Origin of the sequence: Nonomuraea sp. NPDC049750 (assembly GCF_040659625.1) — a bacterium.
Taxonomy (GTDB): domain Bacteria; phylum Actinomycetota; class Actinomycetes; order Streptosporangiales; family Streptosporangiaceae; genus Nonomuraea.
The window spans coordinates 451705-466889 of sequence record NZ_JBFANB010000003.1 but is presented as its reverse complement, the minus strand read 5'-3'; the positions used below and the strand labels follow the sequence as shown (position 1 = coordinate 466889).

Sequence of the window (15185 nt, the reverse complement as noted above, 5' to 3'; positions counted from 1 at the left end):
ATGCTGACGGCAGGGCAGATCCTTCAGCTGATCCGCAATGGCACCTGCCGTACCCGCAAGGAACTCATCGCCTACACCGGGCTGTCCCGCTCGACGATCACCGAACGAGTGGACCGGCTGATCGAGGCCGGGTACATCCACGAGTCCGGCTTCGCCATCTCCGGGGGCGGGCGACCGCCCTCGGTGCTCGACATCGACGCGACGAAGCGCCTGGTGCTGGTGGCCGACCTGGGCGCCGGCCACGTACGGGTGGCGCTGACCGACCTCGCGGCCCGGTCGCTGGTCGAGGAGCACATCGAGCTGCGCATCGACCGCGGCCCCGAGGCCGTCCTGTCCTGGGTACGGCAGGCGTTCCAGCGCCTGCTCGACCGCTCGGGACGCGCCTCGGACCAGGTGTGCGGCATCGGCCTGGACCTGCCCGGCTCGGTCGACCACGCCTCGGGCCGGGTGATCAGGTCGTTCCTCATGCCCGGCTGGGACGACCATCCGATCGGCCCGGCGCTGCGGGAGGCGTTCGACGTGCCGATCCTGATCGAGAACGACGCCAACGCGATGGCCTTCGGCGAGTGGTGGTCCTCCTGGCGCCGGAGCCGGTCGCTGATCCTCATCAAGGTCTCCACGGGCATCGGCACCGGCATCGTCCTGGACGGCCGGATCTACCGCGGCGTCGAAGACGCGGCCGGGAGCATCGGCCACGTCCGCCTGCGCGAGAGCGACGACCGCGTCTGCACCTGCGGCTCCCGGGGCTGCGTCGCCTCGCTGGCCAGCGGCCAGGCCCTCGCCGCCGACCTCGACAGGCAGACCAGCCGCGAGGTCGTCCGCCTGGTCCAGGCCGGCGACCCGACGGCCATCGCCCTCACCCAGGAGGCCGGCCGCACGGTCGGCATCGTCCTCGCCACGGCGGTCAGCCTGCTCAACCCCTCCGTCCTGGTGCTGGCCGGCGACATGGCGGAGACCAGGGAGCACTACCTGACGGGCATCAGGGAGAGCGTGTACCGCCGCAGCCTGCCGTTCACCACCCGCAACCTGGAGATCGTGACGAGCACGCTGGGCGACCGCGCGGGGATCGTGGGAACCGCGGTGATCGTCATCGACCACGTGCTGTCCCCCGCCGCCGTGGACGCCGCCTTCGCCAGTCCCCCGACGACGAACGTCGTGTGACGCCGCGCGTCGGTCATCGTGTGACGCCGCCGGTCGGTCATCGTGTGACGCCGCCGGTCGGTCGTCGTTTGACGCCGCCGGTCGGTCGTCGTTTGACGCCGCCGGTCGGTCGTCGTTTGACGCCGCTGGTCGTCCCAGCCTTCCGTCGGTCCTGGTCCTGTCAGCCCAGACTCTGGACGAGGCGGTCGCGCGCCTGGACGAGAGAGGGGCCGTACCAGGTCAGATCGCGTCCGCTCACCAGCGCGCACCGGTGGCCGGGAAACGACTCCGGCCCGTCCTCGGCGCTGAACGCGTAAGGCTCGTCAGGCAGGACCACCAGGTCGGCGCCCTGAGCCACCAGCTCGGCCAGCGGGATCTTGGGATAGCGCTCGGCATGACCGGCGTAGAGATTGCCCACCCCGAGCCGCGCGAGCACGTCGCCGGTGAACGTGTCGCGTCCCACCACCATCCATGGCCGCCGCCAGATCGGGATGATCGCCGTCCGGCGCACCTCCACCGGCTCGGCCCACACCGACTCCGCCCGGTCGAGCCAGCCGGGCCGCCCGGTGCGGCAGGCGTACCGGAACATCCGGTCGAGCGACCGGAACGCCTCGTCCACCGTCTCGATCCTGGTGACCCACACCGCGAGGCCCGCCGCCCGCAACGCGTCGACGTCCGGCTGCCGGTTCTCCTCGGCGTTGGCGAGCACCACGTCGGGGGCGAGCCGCCGGATGGCGTCGAGATCGGGGTTCTTGGTCCCCCGCACCCTGACCACGTCCAGGTCGGCCGGGTGCGAGCACCAGTCGGTCGCGCCGACCAGCGCCCCGGGGAGGGTCGCGGCCACGGACTCGGTGAGCGAGGGCACCAGCGACACGATCCGCCGGACGTTCGAGGGAACGGGGACAGGCATACCGGTGTCGTCAAGGCTCACACTCGCACCTTAGACCGCCGCCCAAGCGACAAAAGGGACTAAAGCCAAGTAACGCCCAGCGTGCGGGAATATCGCCCCAAGGCAGGTCACAAATCCGTAGAATCCCGGGAAAAGATCGTTAACTCTCGATCGGGGGATCGCTGGGTGGAGCGAGAATCGCTGGGCTTCGACCCGAACACGCCCAACGTCGCTCGGCTGTACGACTACTACCTCGGCGGGAAGGATCATTTCCCGGCCGACCGGCGAGCCGCTGAACGGCTGCTGCGGGTGGCTCCCGAGGTCCGTACCGCCGCCCGCGCCAACCGGGCCTTCCTCGGTCGTGCCGTACGCTTCCTCGCCGGCGCCGGCGTCACCCAGTTCCTCGACATCGGTACGGGCCTGCCGACGCGGGGCAACGTGCATGAGGTGGCCAGAGCGGTCGCGCCGCAGTCGCGGGTGGTCTATGTCGACCATGACCCCGTCGTGCTGGTCCATGCCAGGGCGCTGCTGGCGGGCAGTGAAGGGATCACCGTGGTGGACGGCGATCTCCGCGATCCCCACGACCTGCTGAAAAACCCGGACGTGGTGGGGGCGTTGGACTTCGACCAGCCGGTGGGCGTCCTGCTCGTCGCGATCATGCACTTCATCGGCGAGGCCGACGACCCCCTGCGCATCATGGCCGCCATCCGCGAATCGCTGGCCCCCGGCAGCTATGTCGTCATGTCCCACGGCACGAGCGATGCCCGCGCCGCCGCCGTCAGCAAGGGCACAGAGGTCTATCGCCGGGCCAGCGCTCCCCTGACCCTGCGTACCCGCCGGCGGATCGAGGAGCTGTGGGCGGGGTTCGAGCTGGTCGAGCCGGGCCTGACCTGGCTGCCGCAGTGGCGCCCCGACGAGGCCGACCTGATCGACCTCGCGGCCGGCCCCGAGTCGTCGCTCATCCTCTGCGGAGTGGGCAGGAAGAACTGAGACCCGGGGGCGGCCCGGTGTGCGGCTTGACCGAGCACCGGGGCGGACCGGCGCACGGCCTGATCGAACGCCTGGGCGACCCGGCGCACGGCCTGGTCGGGCCTACTTGAGCGCGCTCAGCGCGCCCTCGTAGTCGGGCTCCTGGGTGATCTCGGGCACCAGCTCGGAGTAGATGACGCGGTTGTCGCCGTCGAGCACGACCACCGCGCGGGCGGCCAGCCCGGCCAGCGGCCCGCTCTCCTGCGCCACGCCGTAGTCGCGCAGGAACTCGCGACCCCGCATGAGCGACAGCATGGTCACGTTGTCCAGCCCCTCGGCGGCGCAGAACCGCTTCTGCGCGAACGGCAGGTCGGCCGAGACGCACAGCACCGCGACGCCGGGGTGCCCTGCGGCCACCTCGTTGAAGCGGCGCACCGAGGCGGCGCAGACACCCGTGTCGAGGCTCGGGAAGATGTTGAGCACCTTGGTCGCGGAGCCGAACCCGGCCAGCGTGGTGTCAGCGAGGTCTCCGCCCACCAGCTGGAACGCGGGCGCCTGGTCGCCGGGCTTCAGAAACGTCCCGCCCACGGTGACCGGATTGCCCTTGAAAGTGACGTCAGACATGAATACCTCCAGTTAGCGATAGTGCCCCGACCCGCAATCCTATCGAGGCCCACGGGACCCCACAGAACCTCAACAGATCCTCAACACCCGCGGACCTACCTTCCTCTCATCGAGCACATCGAGAGAGGAACACGGCAATGAACATCACCCTCCGCAAGTCGGTCGCCGCTCTGGTCATCGCCGGCGCCGCGTCCGCCGGCCTGGTCGTCGCCGCCCCCGCACAGGCCAGCACGCTGGGCAAGGTCCCGGCCTGCGTGAAGGTTTGGCAGCAGACGGGCACCATCCGCAAGACCGGCTACGCCTACAACGGATGCGGCCGCTGGATGAACATGAAGATCGTCTGGGCACACGCCGCCGACGGGAACTGCCAGTCCGTGGCGCCGGGAGTGACCATCAAGTCTCGCATCGGCAGGGGCCCGGCCATTTTCGACGGCGCCAAGTACTGCTGACTCAGAACGTCGCACCAGGTCAGAACGTTGCGGCGGTTCAGAACGTTGCGGCGGTTCAGACGTTGCGGCGGTACTGTCCCCCGGCCTCGAACAGCGCGTCCGTGATCTGGCCGAGCGAGCAGACGCGGGCCGCCTCCATCAACACCTCGAAGGCGTTGCCATCGGTCATGGCGGCGTCCCGCAACCGGGCCAGCGCCACGGGGGCCTCGGCCCGGTTGCGGTCATGGAAGGCGTGCAGGCGGTCGAGCTGGGACCGCTTCTCCTCCTCCGTACCCCTGGCGAGCTCCACTTTCTTCTCGTGGGGCTCGTCGCCGCGCGGGTTGCGGAAGGTGTTGACGCCGATGATGGGCAGCGAGCCGTCGTGCTTGCGCGACTCGTACAGCATCGACTCGTCCTGGATCCTGCCCCGCTGGTAGCCGGTCTCCATGGCGCCCAGCACGCCGCCCCGGTCCGACAGCCGCTCGAACTCCTGCAGCACCGCCTCCTCCACCAGGTCGGTGAGCTCGTCGATGATGAACGAGCCCTGGAGCGGGTTCTCGTTGCGGGCCAGGCCCCACTCGCGGTTGATGATGAGCTGGATCGCCATCGCCCGGCGTACCGAGTCGGCCGACGGCGTGGTCACGGCCTCGTCGAAGGCGTTGGTGTGCAGGCTGTTGCAGTTGTCGTAGATGGCGATCAGCGCCTGCAGCGTGGTGCGGATGTCGTTGAAGTCCATCTCCTGGGCGTGCAGGGACCGGCCCGAGGTCTGGATGTGGTACTTCAGCTTCTGCGAGCGCTCCGCCGCGCCGTACTTCTCCCGCATCGCGACCGCCCAGACGCGGCGGGCCACCCGCCCGAGCACGCTGTACTCGGGATCCATGCCGTTGGAGAAGAAGAACGACAGGTTCGGCGCGAAGTCGTCGATCCGCATCCCCCTCGCCAGGTACGCCTCCACATAGGTGAAGCCGTTGGCCAGGGTGAAGGCGAGCTGGCTGATCGGATTGGCCCCGGCCTCGGCGATGTGGTAGCCGGAGATCGACACCGAGTAGAAGTTGCGGACGCTGTTAAGGGTGAACCACTGCTGGATGTCGGCCATCATCCGCAGCGAGAACTCCGTGGAGAAGATGCAGGTGTTCTGGCCCTGATCCTCCTTGAGGATGTCCGCCTGCACGGTCCCCCTGACGGTGGCGAGGGTCCGCGCGCGCAGCTCGCGCTCCTCCTCCGCGGACGGCCGGCGCCCGTGTTCGGCCTCGAACCGGTCGAGGGTCTGGTCGATCGCGGCGTTGAGGAAGAAGGCGAGGATCGTCGGAGCCGGGCCGTTGATCGTCATCGACACCGAGGTGCTGGGGCTCGTCAGGTCGAACCCGTCGTAGAGCATCTTCATGTCGTCGAGCGTCGCGATGGACACGCCGGACGTGCCCACCTTGCCGTAGATGTCGGGCCGCAGGTCCGGGTCGTGGCCGTACAGGGTCACCGAGTCGAACGCGGTGGACAGCCTGGTCGCGGGCTGGCCCTCGGACAGCAGCTTGAAGCGCCTGTTGGTACGGAACGGGTCGCCCTCTCCGGCGAACATCCTGGTGGGGTCCTCGTCGTCCCGCTTGAACGCGAACACCCCGGCGGTGAACGGGAACCGGCCCGGCAGGTTCTCGCTCCGCAGGAACCTGAGCAGCTCGCCGTGGTCGGTGTAGCGGGGCAGGGCCACGCGGGGGATGCGGTTGCCCGAGAGGGTCTCGCGCCAGAGGGGGGTGTGGATCTCCCGGTCGCGTACCTTCACGACCAGTTCGTCGGCGGAGTACTGCTCCCTGGTGGCGGGCCAGTCGTCGAGCAGCGCGCGGCTCTCGTCGCTCAGCTCCCGCTCGGCCCCGGCCGCGAGCTCGGCCAGCCTGTTATCGGTCCGGCCCGGGTCGAGGCCACCGCCGCGCCTACCGTCGGCGCTGTCGCCCGTACCGGCAGCGCTGTCGCCCGTACCGGCGCCGTCGCTCAGGAGGGCCTGGACGGCCGTGAGCTGCTGGCGGCGGCGAGCCACCTCCGCCTGGGCGAGCGTCTCCGCGTGGTAGTCGCGGACGGTCTCGGCGATCTCGGCCAGGTAGCGGACGCGGGCCGGGGGGACGATCGCGGCGGCCACCTGAGACGTACGGCCGCGCACCGGTGCCAGCAGGCCCGGCCCGGCCCGCAGGCCCTTGTCGGCCAGCCGCGCCTTCAGGTGGTGATAGAGCGCCGTGACACCGGCGTCGTTGTAGCGGGCGGCGATCGTGCCGAACACCGGCATGTCGTCGGGCGCCACCCCGAAGGCCGCGCGGTTGCGCACCATCTGGCGGCGGACGTCGCGCAGGGCGTCCTCGGCGCCGCGCCGCTCGTACTTGTTGATCACGACGGCCTCGGCGAAGTCGAGCATGTCGATCTTCTCCAGCTGGGACGCCGCGCCGAACTCCGGGGTCATGACATAGATGGGCACGTCCACATGCGGCACGATCCCGGCGTCGCCCTGCCCGATGCCCGGGGTCTCCACGATGACCAGGTCATATCCGGCGGCCCGGCAGGCGGCGATCACGTCGTCGAGGCAGACGGGGACCTCGTTGGCGGCGCCCCTCGTGGCCAGCGAGCGGAAGTAGGTCTGGGGGCCGAGGCTGTTCATCCGGATGCGGTCGCCGAGCAGCGCTCCCCCGCCGCGCCTGCGGGTCGGGTCGATCGCGATGATGGCGACGCGCAGCTTGTCGTCGTTGTCCACGCGCAGGCGGTGTACGAGCTCGTCGGTGAGCGAGGACTTTCCGGAACCGCCCGTACCGGTGATGCCGAGCACGGGAGCGCGGTTGTCGCCCGAGCCGGGAGCGGCGCGCAGGCCGTCCAGGAGCTCGGCCGGGGCGCGGCCCGACTCGATCAGGGTGATCGCCCTGGCCAGGGCCGCCTGGTCGCCGGAGCCGACGGCCTCGACCGAGGGAACGCCGTCCAGCTCGACATCGCACTCCTCGATCAGCTTGTTGATCATGCCGGGCAGGCCGTACCGCTGGCCGTCCTCCGGCGAGAAGATGCGGGTGACGCCGCGGGAGTGCAGCAGGTCGATCTCGTCCTGGACGATGACGCCGCCGCCACCGCCGTAGACCTTCACGTGCCCGGCGCCGCGCTCGCGCAGCAAATCCACCAGGTAGCTGAAGAACTCCACGTGGCCGCCCTGGTAGGAGCTGATCGCCACGCCCTGGACGTCCTCCTGGACGGCGGCGGTGACGATCTCGTCCACCGATCGGTTGTGCCCGAGGTGGATGACCTCCGCCCCCTGCGACTGGAGGATCCGCCGCATGATGTTGATCGCCGCGTCATGGCCGTCGAACAGCGCCGCGGCGGTCACGAAACGGACAGGGTTCGCCGGAACGTGCACGCCTGATCACTCCTTTGTGAGGGGTCCTAATACAAGATACTAGGACGTCCTACTAAATCCCAAGGTTTCAGGCGGGTAGCGATCTGGCATGCGAACAGGGCCGGGTTCTGGTTTCGGGAGGTCCTCAGCGACCTGTGCTGGTCAGGGCCGCTCGTACGGATTGCGGCGGGTGGTGGAGCGGTGGGCGGCCACGAGAGTTCTGGCCGGAGCGGGAGTCGCGTCCAGGTCGGGCGGACCACCCACCCGGACCGGCTCGGGCGGTGCCTCCGCGTAGCTGGCGGACCTCGTCTTCTTCCCGACGGCCTTCTTCCCGGCGGCCTTCTTCGCGACGGCCTTCTCCCCGACGGCCTTCTTCGCGACGGCGGCGGCACGCGTCTCCGGCTTGCCGACGGCGGCACGCGTCTCCACCTTGGTGTGGCTGCCGCGACGGCGGCCCGCGAGCCGGAAGGAGACCACGACCGTGGTGAGCACCATCATGGTGAGCAGGGCCAGCGGGGACCCCAGGACGTCCATCGGCGATCCCTGCGACACCGGCTCCGGCTGGCGGGCCAGCGGCTGCTCGGTGGTCCGGATCTCGTTCAGCGTGGCGTTGGCCTTCACCATGCGGGGTAAGCCGTAGCCGACGACCTTGTCCGTGTCACGGGACTTGCGCTTGAGCCAGACGCGATCGACGTTGGCCTCGATCGTGTGGATCTTCTTGCCGTCGACCCGCTCGACGATCCCGACGTGGTCGATGCCCTTGTAGCTCTTGCCGCCGCCCCAGTCGAAGAAGACCAGGGCTCCGGGCTCGGGCTGCTGGGACCAGGCGCGCTGCTTCATGAACCAGGACGCGTGCGAGGGGGTCCAGGCGAACTGGCCGACGTAGTCACCGACCCCGGCCTTGTCGGCCGCCCAGGCGATGAACATGTCGCACCACGGCGCGTCCCGGTATTGCGGGTCCTTGACGCGATCCGCGTACCACTGCCCGAACTTGGTGAGCTGGCCGCCCTTCTCGCGGTAGCCGACTTCCCCACGCACCTCTTTCAGCAGATTTTCCGCGATCGGGTCCAGAGCCCACTCCTCCCAGAAAAACCGGCAGATCAGGATGGACTGTAATAGCGCCGTCCCATTTGTGCGCCGAACAATGGGAAAGTGTCAACCTATGAGCCGAAATTTCGGCTATGTGGCTGATGTGACTCCTGAGACTCCGTACTGAAGTGAGATCGTTTTCAGGCGCCCGCGCCCACCCGGAAGATCTGCTCGTCGCCCGCGCCCGGTGCCACCACGTCGGCGACGATCACGGTCACGTTGTCGGGTGAGCCGCCCTCGTTGGCCAGGTCGATCAACCGCTGGACGGCCGCTGCCGGGTCTGTCACCGTGGTCAGCACCTCGTGCAGGACCTCGGGCCCGAGCACGGTCGTCAGCCCGTCCGAACAGAGGAGGTAGCGATCATCCGGCTCGGACTCGCGCAGCGCCATGTCAGGCTCCGCCCTGCCCTCGCTGCCCAGTACGCGCAGCACCATCGACCGGCGCGGGTGCACGGCCGCTTGATCCTCTGTTATCCGCCCTTCGTCCACCATGGACTGCACAAGTGTGTGATCCTTGGTCATCTGGTAGAGAGCACCATCGCGCAGCAGGTATCCGCGGGAGTCACCAAGATGAGCAAGGGCGAACCGGTAACCGTCCCACAGCATGGCGGTCACGGTGGTCCCCATCCCCCTGCGCGCGGGGTCGATGTCGGCCAGCTCCACCAGCCTGCGGGCCGCCTCGTGCACGGCGCCCTCCAGGGCCGCCTCCAGGTCCGAGCCCGTCTCGGGAAGCGTGGCATCCAGCTCGCGCATGACCGCGATCGCGGCCGAGCTCGCCAGCTCGCCGGCCGCGTGTCCGCCCATCCCGTCGGCCACCACGAGCAATCGGCCACTCGCGTAGCCGGAATCCTCGTTCTGCTCCCTGCGGCGGCCCACGTCTGATCCGGCGGCATAGCGGATGTTGTGCTTCATACCCAGCAGTAAATCATTGGTTGAAAGACTTCACAAGCAGATGCACTGAAGACTCTTGTGAACTACTGTGGGCTCCATGACCCACGACCCGACCGTGAACGCCGGGGACATAGCCCGGCTCGCCGGTGTCGGGCGGGCCGCGGTGAGCAACTGGCGCCGCCGCCACGACGACTTCCCACTGCCCATCGGCGGCACCGCCAATCAACCGTTGTTCTCGCTGCGCCAGGTCGAGTCATGGTTGCGGCGCTATGGGAAGTCCTACCAGGTCTCGCTGGGTGATCGCGTGTGGCAACGCCTGAAAGCCGCCGGCGATTTGCGGCTGGGCGAGTTGGTCGCGCAGGCCGGTGTGCTCCTGACCACGGGCGATAGCAAGCTGGAGCCCGAGCTGGCCGGGCTGGTGTCCGAGCTGGCCGAGCAGCACGATCCGCTCACCGCCTACGAATTCCTCTGTGAGCGCTACCTGGAGGCGCACTCCAGGCAGCTGTCGGTCACGCGTGACGACGTGGCCGAGCTGATGGTCGGGCTGGTCCGCACCGACGACGCGACGATCCTCGACCCCGCCTGCGGCGTCGGCACGCTGCTGCTCAACTCCGGGGCGGTCAAGGTGCTCGGCCAGGACCTCAGCGAGACCTCGGCGGTCATCACCGCCGCGCGGCTGCGGCTGCGCGGCGCCGAGGCGGAGGTCGTGCCCGGCGACTCGATGCGCCACGACGGCTTCGCCGGCGTGAAGGCCGACGCGGTCGTCTGCGACCCGCCGTTCAACGAGCGGGCCTGGGGCTACGAGGAGCTGACCGGCGACCCACGATGGGAGTACGGCCTGCCGCCGCGCGGGGAGCCGGAGCTGGCCTGGGTCCAGCACTGCCTCACCCACGTCAGGCCCGGCGGCATGGTGGCCGTGCTGATGCCCCCGGCCGCGGCCAGCCGTAAGGCGGGGCGGCGGATCCGGGCCAACCTGCTGCGCGCCGGCGCCCTGCGCGCCGTGATCGCGCTGACCGGCTCCGACCTGTGGCTGCTGCGCCGCCCGGCCGCGGGCGAGCGCCCGCCGTCCGACGTGCTGATCGTCGATGCCACGGCCGACCTGTCCATCGTCGATCCCGCGTGGCGGGCCTATCTCGACGAGCGCTCCGACCAGACCGTACGCATCATCGACCTGCTGGCCGATGAGGTGGACATGACCCCGGCCCGCCACCAGCGGCGCGACGACCTCGGCCGGGCCTTCACCGAGGCGCGTGACCGGTTCCTGGCCGCGGCGGCCACCCCGCCCGATCTCAAGGTGCTCGACGAGCCGATCGACCAGCCGGTCACCACGGTCGGCGACCTGATCAAGGAGGGTCTGCTGACCACGCTGCAGGCGCCGCCCAAGATGGCGACCGGCGGCGGCGACCTGCCGATGCTCACCGCCGACGACGTGACAGGCGGCGGCGCCGCCTCCGGCCGGGCTCCGGCGCAGCAGGGGCTCGTCCCGATCCAGCCGGGCGACGTGGTGGCGTCCTATTCCAGCGTGCGGGTGATGACCGAGGGCGGCTGCGTGCTCGGCCCGCATCTGACGCTCTACCGGGTCGACGCGCGCCGGCTCGACCCCGATTTCCTGGCCGGCCACCTGCGGGCGGCCGGCGGGCGCGCGACCACCGGCTCCAGCCGCTTCGACGTGCGCCGCACCCGCCTGCCCCGCCTGTCGCTCAAGGACCAGAAGTCCTACGGCGAAGCCTTCCGGCAACTGGCCGTGCTCGAAGACGCCTTGCGCGAGACCTCGGCCCTCGGCCAGGCGCTGATCCGCCTCGGCCTCGACGGCCTGACCGACGGCCACCTGCGTCCGCAGTCCTGACGGTGTAGCTTTTTCCGGGAAAAGGCGGGGCTGGGAGGGGCAAATGGTCATCGGTGACCGCTATGTGCTCGACCATCTCCCGCTCGGTCAGGGCGGTATGGGCGCCGTCTACGCGGGTCATGATCGTCATCTCGATCGCCGGGTGGCGGTGAAGCTGCTCCACCTGCCGGGCGGCCCCGACGAGGAGCTCGAACGCCGCTTCATCCGCGAAGCCCGCATCCTGGCCCGGCTGGAGCATCCGGGCGCGCCGGTGCTCTACGACTTCGGCGCCCACGAACAGCGTCTCTACCAGGTAATGCAATTCATTGAGGGCGTCACGGTGGCCGACGTGGTCAGCGAGCACGGCCCGCTGCCCGTGCCGTGGGCCGCCGCCATCGCGGCCCAGGCGTGCGCGGTCCTGTCGGCCGCCCACGCCCTGTCGATCTGCCATCGCGACCTCAAGCCGACCAACCTGATGCTCTGCCCCGACGGCAGCGTCAAGGTGCTCGACTTCGGCCTGGCCCTGCTGCGCGACGCCGACGTCACCACGTTCACCAGGATCGGCCAGATACTCGGCACGCCCGCGTACATGGCTCCCGAGCAGATCCAGCACGGGGTCGCCGAGCCACGCAGCGACCTCTACGCGCTCGGCTGCGTGCTGCACGAGATGCTGACGGGGCGGCAGCTGTTCACCGGGCCGACCGACTACGTGGTCTTCGAGAAGCAGGTCAAGGAGCGGCCGCCCGCGATCCCTGGTCTGCCGGACGCGTTGGGCGCGCTCCTGGCCGGGCTGCTGGAGAAGACGCCGGGCAACCGTCCCACCGACGCCGACACGCTGTACGAGCGGCTGGAACCCTTCGCCGTCGGGCTACCGATGCTGCCCGGTTTCCTGGCCAGGTCGCCGAGTCCGGGCCGGATGTACGCGCGGATGGTCGGCCGCGTCCTTAGTGACTAGCCGAAATCCTCTGCTCGTTCATGGGAAGAAATCTGTTAAGTCCCCATACAATCGCCACAAAATGGTTACAGCAGGGAGCGGAGCCCGTTGGCTGATGCCATCTTCGGCGTCCTCGGTCCCGTTCGCGCACGTCACGCGACCGGGCGCCACATCCGTCTGAGCGGCAGGCAGCGCGCCGTGCTGGCCACCGTGCTGCTCAACGTCAACACGACCGTCTCCCGTGACCGCCTCATAGCCGCCGTCTGGGACGATCCGCCGCCGTCCGCCGTGGCCAACCTCCAGACGTACGTGGCCCAGTTACGCAGGGCGCTGCAGCCGGAGGCCCGGCTGCACACCAGCGGCGCGGGCTACCTCTTCGAGGCCGCGCCCGATGAGCTCGACCTGCTCCTGTTCGAGGACGAGGTACGGCGGGCCCGAGTCGAATCCGACCCCGCGTCGGCCGCCCGGCGGCTGGAACACGCCCTGGCCCTGTGGCGCGGCCGGCCCGCCGAGGACGCCTCGCTGGGCAACGCCATGACCCCCCGGCTGACCGAGCTGGAGGAGCGGCTGGCCGACGTCCGCGCCGACTGGGCCGACCTACGACTCCAGCTGGGCATGCACGATGAGGTGATCGGCGCGTTACGCGTGTTCGTGGCCGAGCAACCACTGCGCGAGCGGGCCTGGCAGCAGCTCATGCTGGCGCTGGCGCGCTCCGGCCGGCGGGCCGAGGCGCTGGAGACCTACCGGCAGGCCCGCGAGACGCTGGTCACCGAGCTGGGCATCGAGCCCGGACCCGAGCTGCGGCTGCTCCAGGCCGCCGTCCTGTCCGGCACGCCGTCCGCGAACAGACCGGAGCAGCGGGGCGCGATCTGCCAGCTGCCGGCCGACATCGCCGACTTCGTGGGGCGGTCCGAGGAACTGACCGCCATCACCATGCTCCTGCGCCCCGAGACCACGCCCACCGCCCTCCCGATCGTCACCGTCACGGGACCTCCGGGAGTCGGCAAGAGCACCCTGGCCGTACATGCCGCGCACCTGCTGCGCGAGGACTTCCCCGACGGCCAGCTCTACCTGCGGCTCTCCGGCGCCTCGCCGGCGCCGCAGGAGCCCGGCGCGCTGCTGGCGGAGTTGCTGCGGGCCCTGCGCGTCGAGGGCGACTCGATCCCCGACACGGTGGCCGAGCGGGCCGCGCTCTACCGGTCGCTGCTCGCCGACAAGGCCGTGCTCGTGGTGCTCGACGACGCCGCCGACGGGCTCCAGGTGGCGCCGCTGCTCCCGGGTACGCCGCGCTGCGCCGTACTGGTGACGAGCAGGGGCCCGCTCATCGCCCTGCCCGGCGCGGTCGCGGTCTCGCTGGGCGTGCCACCGGAGCGCGAGGCCCGGGAACTGCTGGAGAGCGTGGCGGGCGGCTCGCGCGTACGAGACGAACCCGACGCGGCGCGAGCCATCCTGCACGCCTGCGGGCGGCTGCCGCTGGCCGTCAGGATCGCCGGTGCCCGGCTGGCCGCCAGGCCCGCCTGGTCGCTGAAGGACCTCGCCGCGCGACTGGCCGTCACCGGGGCGCCGCTCGACGAGCTGGCGCTCGGCGGCCAGAACGTGCGGGCCCACTTCGTGGCGAGTTACGAGGTGCTGTCCGCGCCCGCGCGCCGCGCCTTCCGCCTGCTGGGGCTGGCCGGGCTGGAGAGCGCCGCGGACTGGAGCGTGGCGGCGCTGATGGGCGTACCGCGGCGCGAGGCGGAATCCGCGGTCGAGACGCTGGCGCTGGCCGGGCTGGTCACGGCGAACGAGGTGGACGAGAGCGGCCAGCCCCGTTACCGCATGCACGACCTGCTGCGCGCCTTCGCCCGCGAGCGCGCGGAGGCGGAGGAGAGCCCGGCCGGACGGGCCGCCGCGCTCCTGGGGTTCGTCGAGGAGTGCCTGGCCCGATTACGCGCGGCGGCGCTGGAGTACCCCCCGCCCATGAGGCCGCCCATGGACAGCGTGCCGCCACCCGTGGAGTCCGCGCGGGTGGACGGCGGCTGGCAGCGGGCGTGGCTGCACGCCGAGCGCAAGACGCTGGCCGACGCCGTCGCGCTGGCCGAGCCCGTCACCGCCGCCGAACTCGCCCAGCGGCTGGCGCCGTTCCTCGTGGCGCACGGCTTCTTCGCCGAGGCGATCGGCCTGCTGGAGAACGTCGCCGAACGGACCGGCGACACCCATACGACCATGCTGATCCGCCTGGTCAGAGCCGACATCCTCACCGACCGCCGCCGGACCGCGCTGGCCGAGCCCGAGCTGCGACTGCTGATCGACTACTTCGAGGGGGCGGGCGACCGGCACGCGGTCGCGTACGCGCTGGCCACGCTGGCCATCTGCGAGCTGATCTCCGGCCGGCACGAAAGCGCTCTCACGCTCGTCACCCGCTCCTTGCCGCTCTTCGAGGCGTACGGGGACACCAACGGGCTGATCAGCGCGCTGGTCACGACCTCAGGGATCCACCTCGACCGGTCCGAGTACGACCTGGCGATAGCGACCTGCCGGCGCGGCCTGGAGCTGGCGGCCGACCCGCGCTTCGCCGACTTCGCGATCAGGTTCCGCCGCGTGCTCGGCATCGCGCACTTCGAGCTGGGCGAGGTCGAGACCGCGATCGGGCACTACGAGGCGAGCATCGAGGCCAGCCGTGAGCTGGGCTGGGGCACCGGCGAGCGGATGGCGCTACGCAGGCTCGGCCAGGCGTACTCGGAGCTGGGCCGGTACGAGCTCGCCGCCACCACGCTCGACCGGTGCGCGGCCATGTTCGCCCAGGCGGGCGACGGCCATGGCCAGGGGATGACGTTCTACGCCCGAGGCGAGGTCAGCCTGAAGCAGGGCCGGCCCGACGAGGCGCTGCACTACTTCCGGCTCTGTCTCGACCAGGTCGAGGAGCCGATCTGGCGGGCGAGGGCGGCCGAGATGGTCGAGCGCCTGCGCCACGACCCGGCCTGAACGCGCGGGCTCGGCTCCCCCAAGGACAGTGCGCCGTAGTACGCGACGTCATCGGCAGGAACGGACTTTGACGTGCTCTCC

General features: G+C 70.4%; 11 protein-coding genes. 6 read left to right on the top strand and 5 right to left on the bottom strand.

Annotation, left to right across the window (positions count from 1 at the left end; translation table 11 throughout):
• On the top strand, positions 1-1161 hold the full coding sequence (locus tag AB0J16_RS10640) for an ROK family transcriptional regulator (RefSeq protein ID WP_358536988.1): 1161 nt from the start codon (positions 1-3) through the stop codon (positions 1159-1161).
• Between the two features lie 160 nt (positions 1162-1321).
• Here AB0J16_RS10640 and AB0J16_RS10635 read toward each other — a convergent pair whose 3' ends face one another.
• A complete protein-coding gene (locus tag AB0J16_RS10635) occupies positions 1322-2050 on the bottom strand; it encodes a helical backbone metal receptor (protein WP_358537557.1) in 729 nt (242 codons plus the stop codon).
• A 165-nt stretch (positions 2051-2215) separates the two neighbouring features.
• Between AB0J16_RS10635 and AB0J16_RS10630 the strand changes: the two genes are divergently transcribed.
• Positions 2216-3019: an SAM-dependent methyltransferase gene (locus AB0J16_RS10630; RefSeq protein WP_357942462.1), complete on the top strand. Its 804-nt coding sequence runs from the start codon at positions 2216-2218 to the stop codon at positions 3017-3019.
• A 102-nt stretch (positions 3020-3121) separates the two neighbouring features.
• Here AB0J16_RS10630 and tpx read toward each other — a convergent pair whose 3' ends face one another.
• Positions 3122-3622 (bottom strand): thiol peroxidase, encoded by a 501-nt coding sequence (gene tpx / locus AB0J16_RS10625; RefSeq protein WP_358536986.1) that lies wholly within the window; start codon positions 3620-3622, stop codon positions 3122-3124.
• Positions 3623-3759: 137 nt separating this feature from the next.
• Between tpx and AB0J16_RS10620 the strand changes: the two genes are divergently transcribed.
• On the top strand, positions 3760-4071 hold the full coding sequence (locus AB0J16_RS10620; protein WP_358536983.1) for a hypothetical protein: 312 nt from the start codon (positions 3760-3762) through the stop codon (positions 4069-4071).
• A gap of 55 nt (positions 4072-4126) precedes the next feature.
• Here AB0J16_RS10620 and icmF read toward each other — a convergent pair whose 3' ends face one another.
• The 3 genes from icmF to AB0J16_RS10605 form a co-directional block, all read right to left on the bottom strand.
• The gene (gene icmF, locus AB0J16_RS10615; protein ID WP_358536980.1) at positions 4127-7423 is read right to left on the bottom strand and encodes a fused isobutyryl-CoA mutase/GTPase IcmF; all 3297 of its coding nucleotides are present in this window, start codon (positions 7421-7423) and stop codon (positions 4127-4129) included.
• Between the two features lie 141 nt (positions 7424-7564).
• Positions 7565-8440, bottom strand: coding sequence for a CHAP domain-containing protein (locus tag AB0J16_RS10610; protein WP_358536978.1), 876 nt, complete (start codon positions 8438-8440; stop codon positions 7565-7567).
• Between the two features lie 191 nt (positions 8441-8631).
• The gene (locus AB0J16_RS10605) at positions 8632-9402 is read right to left on the bottom strand and encodes a protein phosphatase 2C domain-containing protein (RefSeq protein ID WP_225290266.1); all 771 of its coding nucleotides are present in this window, start codon (positions 9400-9402) and stop codon (positions 8632-8634) included.
• 76 nt (positions 9403-9478) lie between these two features.
• On the opposite strand from AB0J16_RS10605, the gene AB0J16_RS10600 reads away from it, so the two are divergent.
• From AB0J16_RS10600 to AB0J16_RS10590, 3 genes are all read left to right on the top strand, one after another.
• A complete protein-coding gene (locus AB0J16_RS10600) occupies positions 9479-11227 on the top strand; it encodes an N-6 DNA methylase (protein ID WP_358536976.1) in 1749 nt (582 codons plus the stop codon).
• A gap of 43 nt (positions 11228-11270) precedes the next feature.
• Positions 11271-12161, top strand: a complete 891-nt coding sequence (locus AB0J16_RS10595; protein ID WP_358536974.1) for a serine/threonine-protein kinase — start codon at positions 11271-11273, stop codon at positions 12159-12161.
• 87 nt (positions 12162-12248) lie between these two features.
• Positions 12249-15104 (top strand): BTAD domain-containing putative transcriptional regulator, encoded by a 2856-nt coding sequence (locus tag AB0J16_RS10590; RefSeq protein WP_358536972.1) that lies wholly within the window; start codon positions 12249-12251, stop codon positions 15102-15104.
• Positions 15105-15185 lie beyond the last annotated feature (81 nt).

Bases quoted from the DNA above. Each gene is read 5' to 3' on its own strand.
- AB0J16_RS10640 (WP_358536988.1), top strand. From the start codon at position 1: ATGCTGACGGCAGGGCAGATCCTTCAGCTGATCCGCAATGGCACCTGC.
- AB0J16_RS10635 (WP_358537557.1), bottom strand. From the start codon at position 2,050: ATGCCTGTCCCCGTTCCCTCGAACGTCCGGCGGATCGTGTCGCTGGTG.
- tpx (WP_358536986.1), bottom strand. From the start codon at position 3,622: ATGTCTGACGTCACTTTCAAGGGCAATCCGGTCACCGTGGGCGGGACG.
- AB0J16_RS10620 (WP_358536983.1), top strand. From the start codon at position 3,760: ATGAACATCACCCTCCGCAAGTCGGTCGCCGCTCTGGTCATCGCCGGC.
- AB0J16_RS10605 (WP_225290266.1), bottom strand. From the start codon at position 9,402: ATGAAGCACAACATCCGCTATGCCGCCGGATCAGACGTGGGCCGCCGC.
- AB0J16_RS10600 (WP_358536976.1), top strand. From the start codon at position 9,479: ATGACCCACGACCCGACCGTGAACGCCGGGGACATAGCCCGGCTCGCC.
- AB0J16_RS10595 (WP_358536974.1), top strand. From the start codon at position 11,271: ATGGTCATCGGTGACCGCTATGTGCTCGACCATCTCCCGCTCGGTCAG.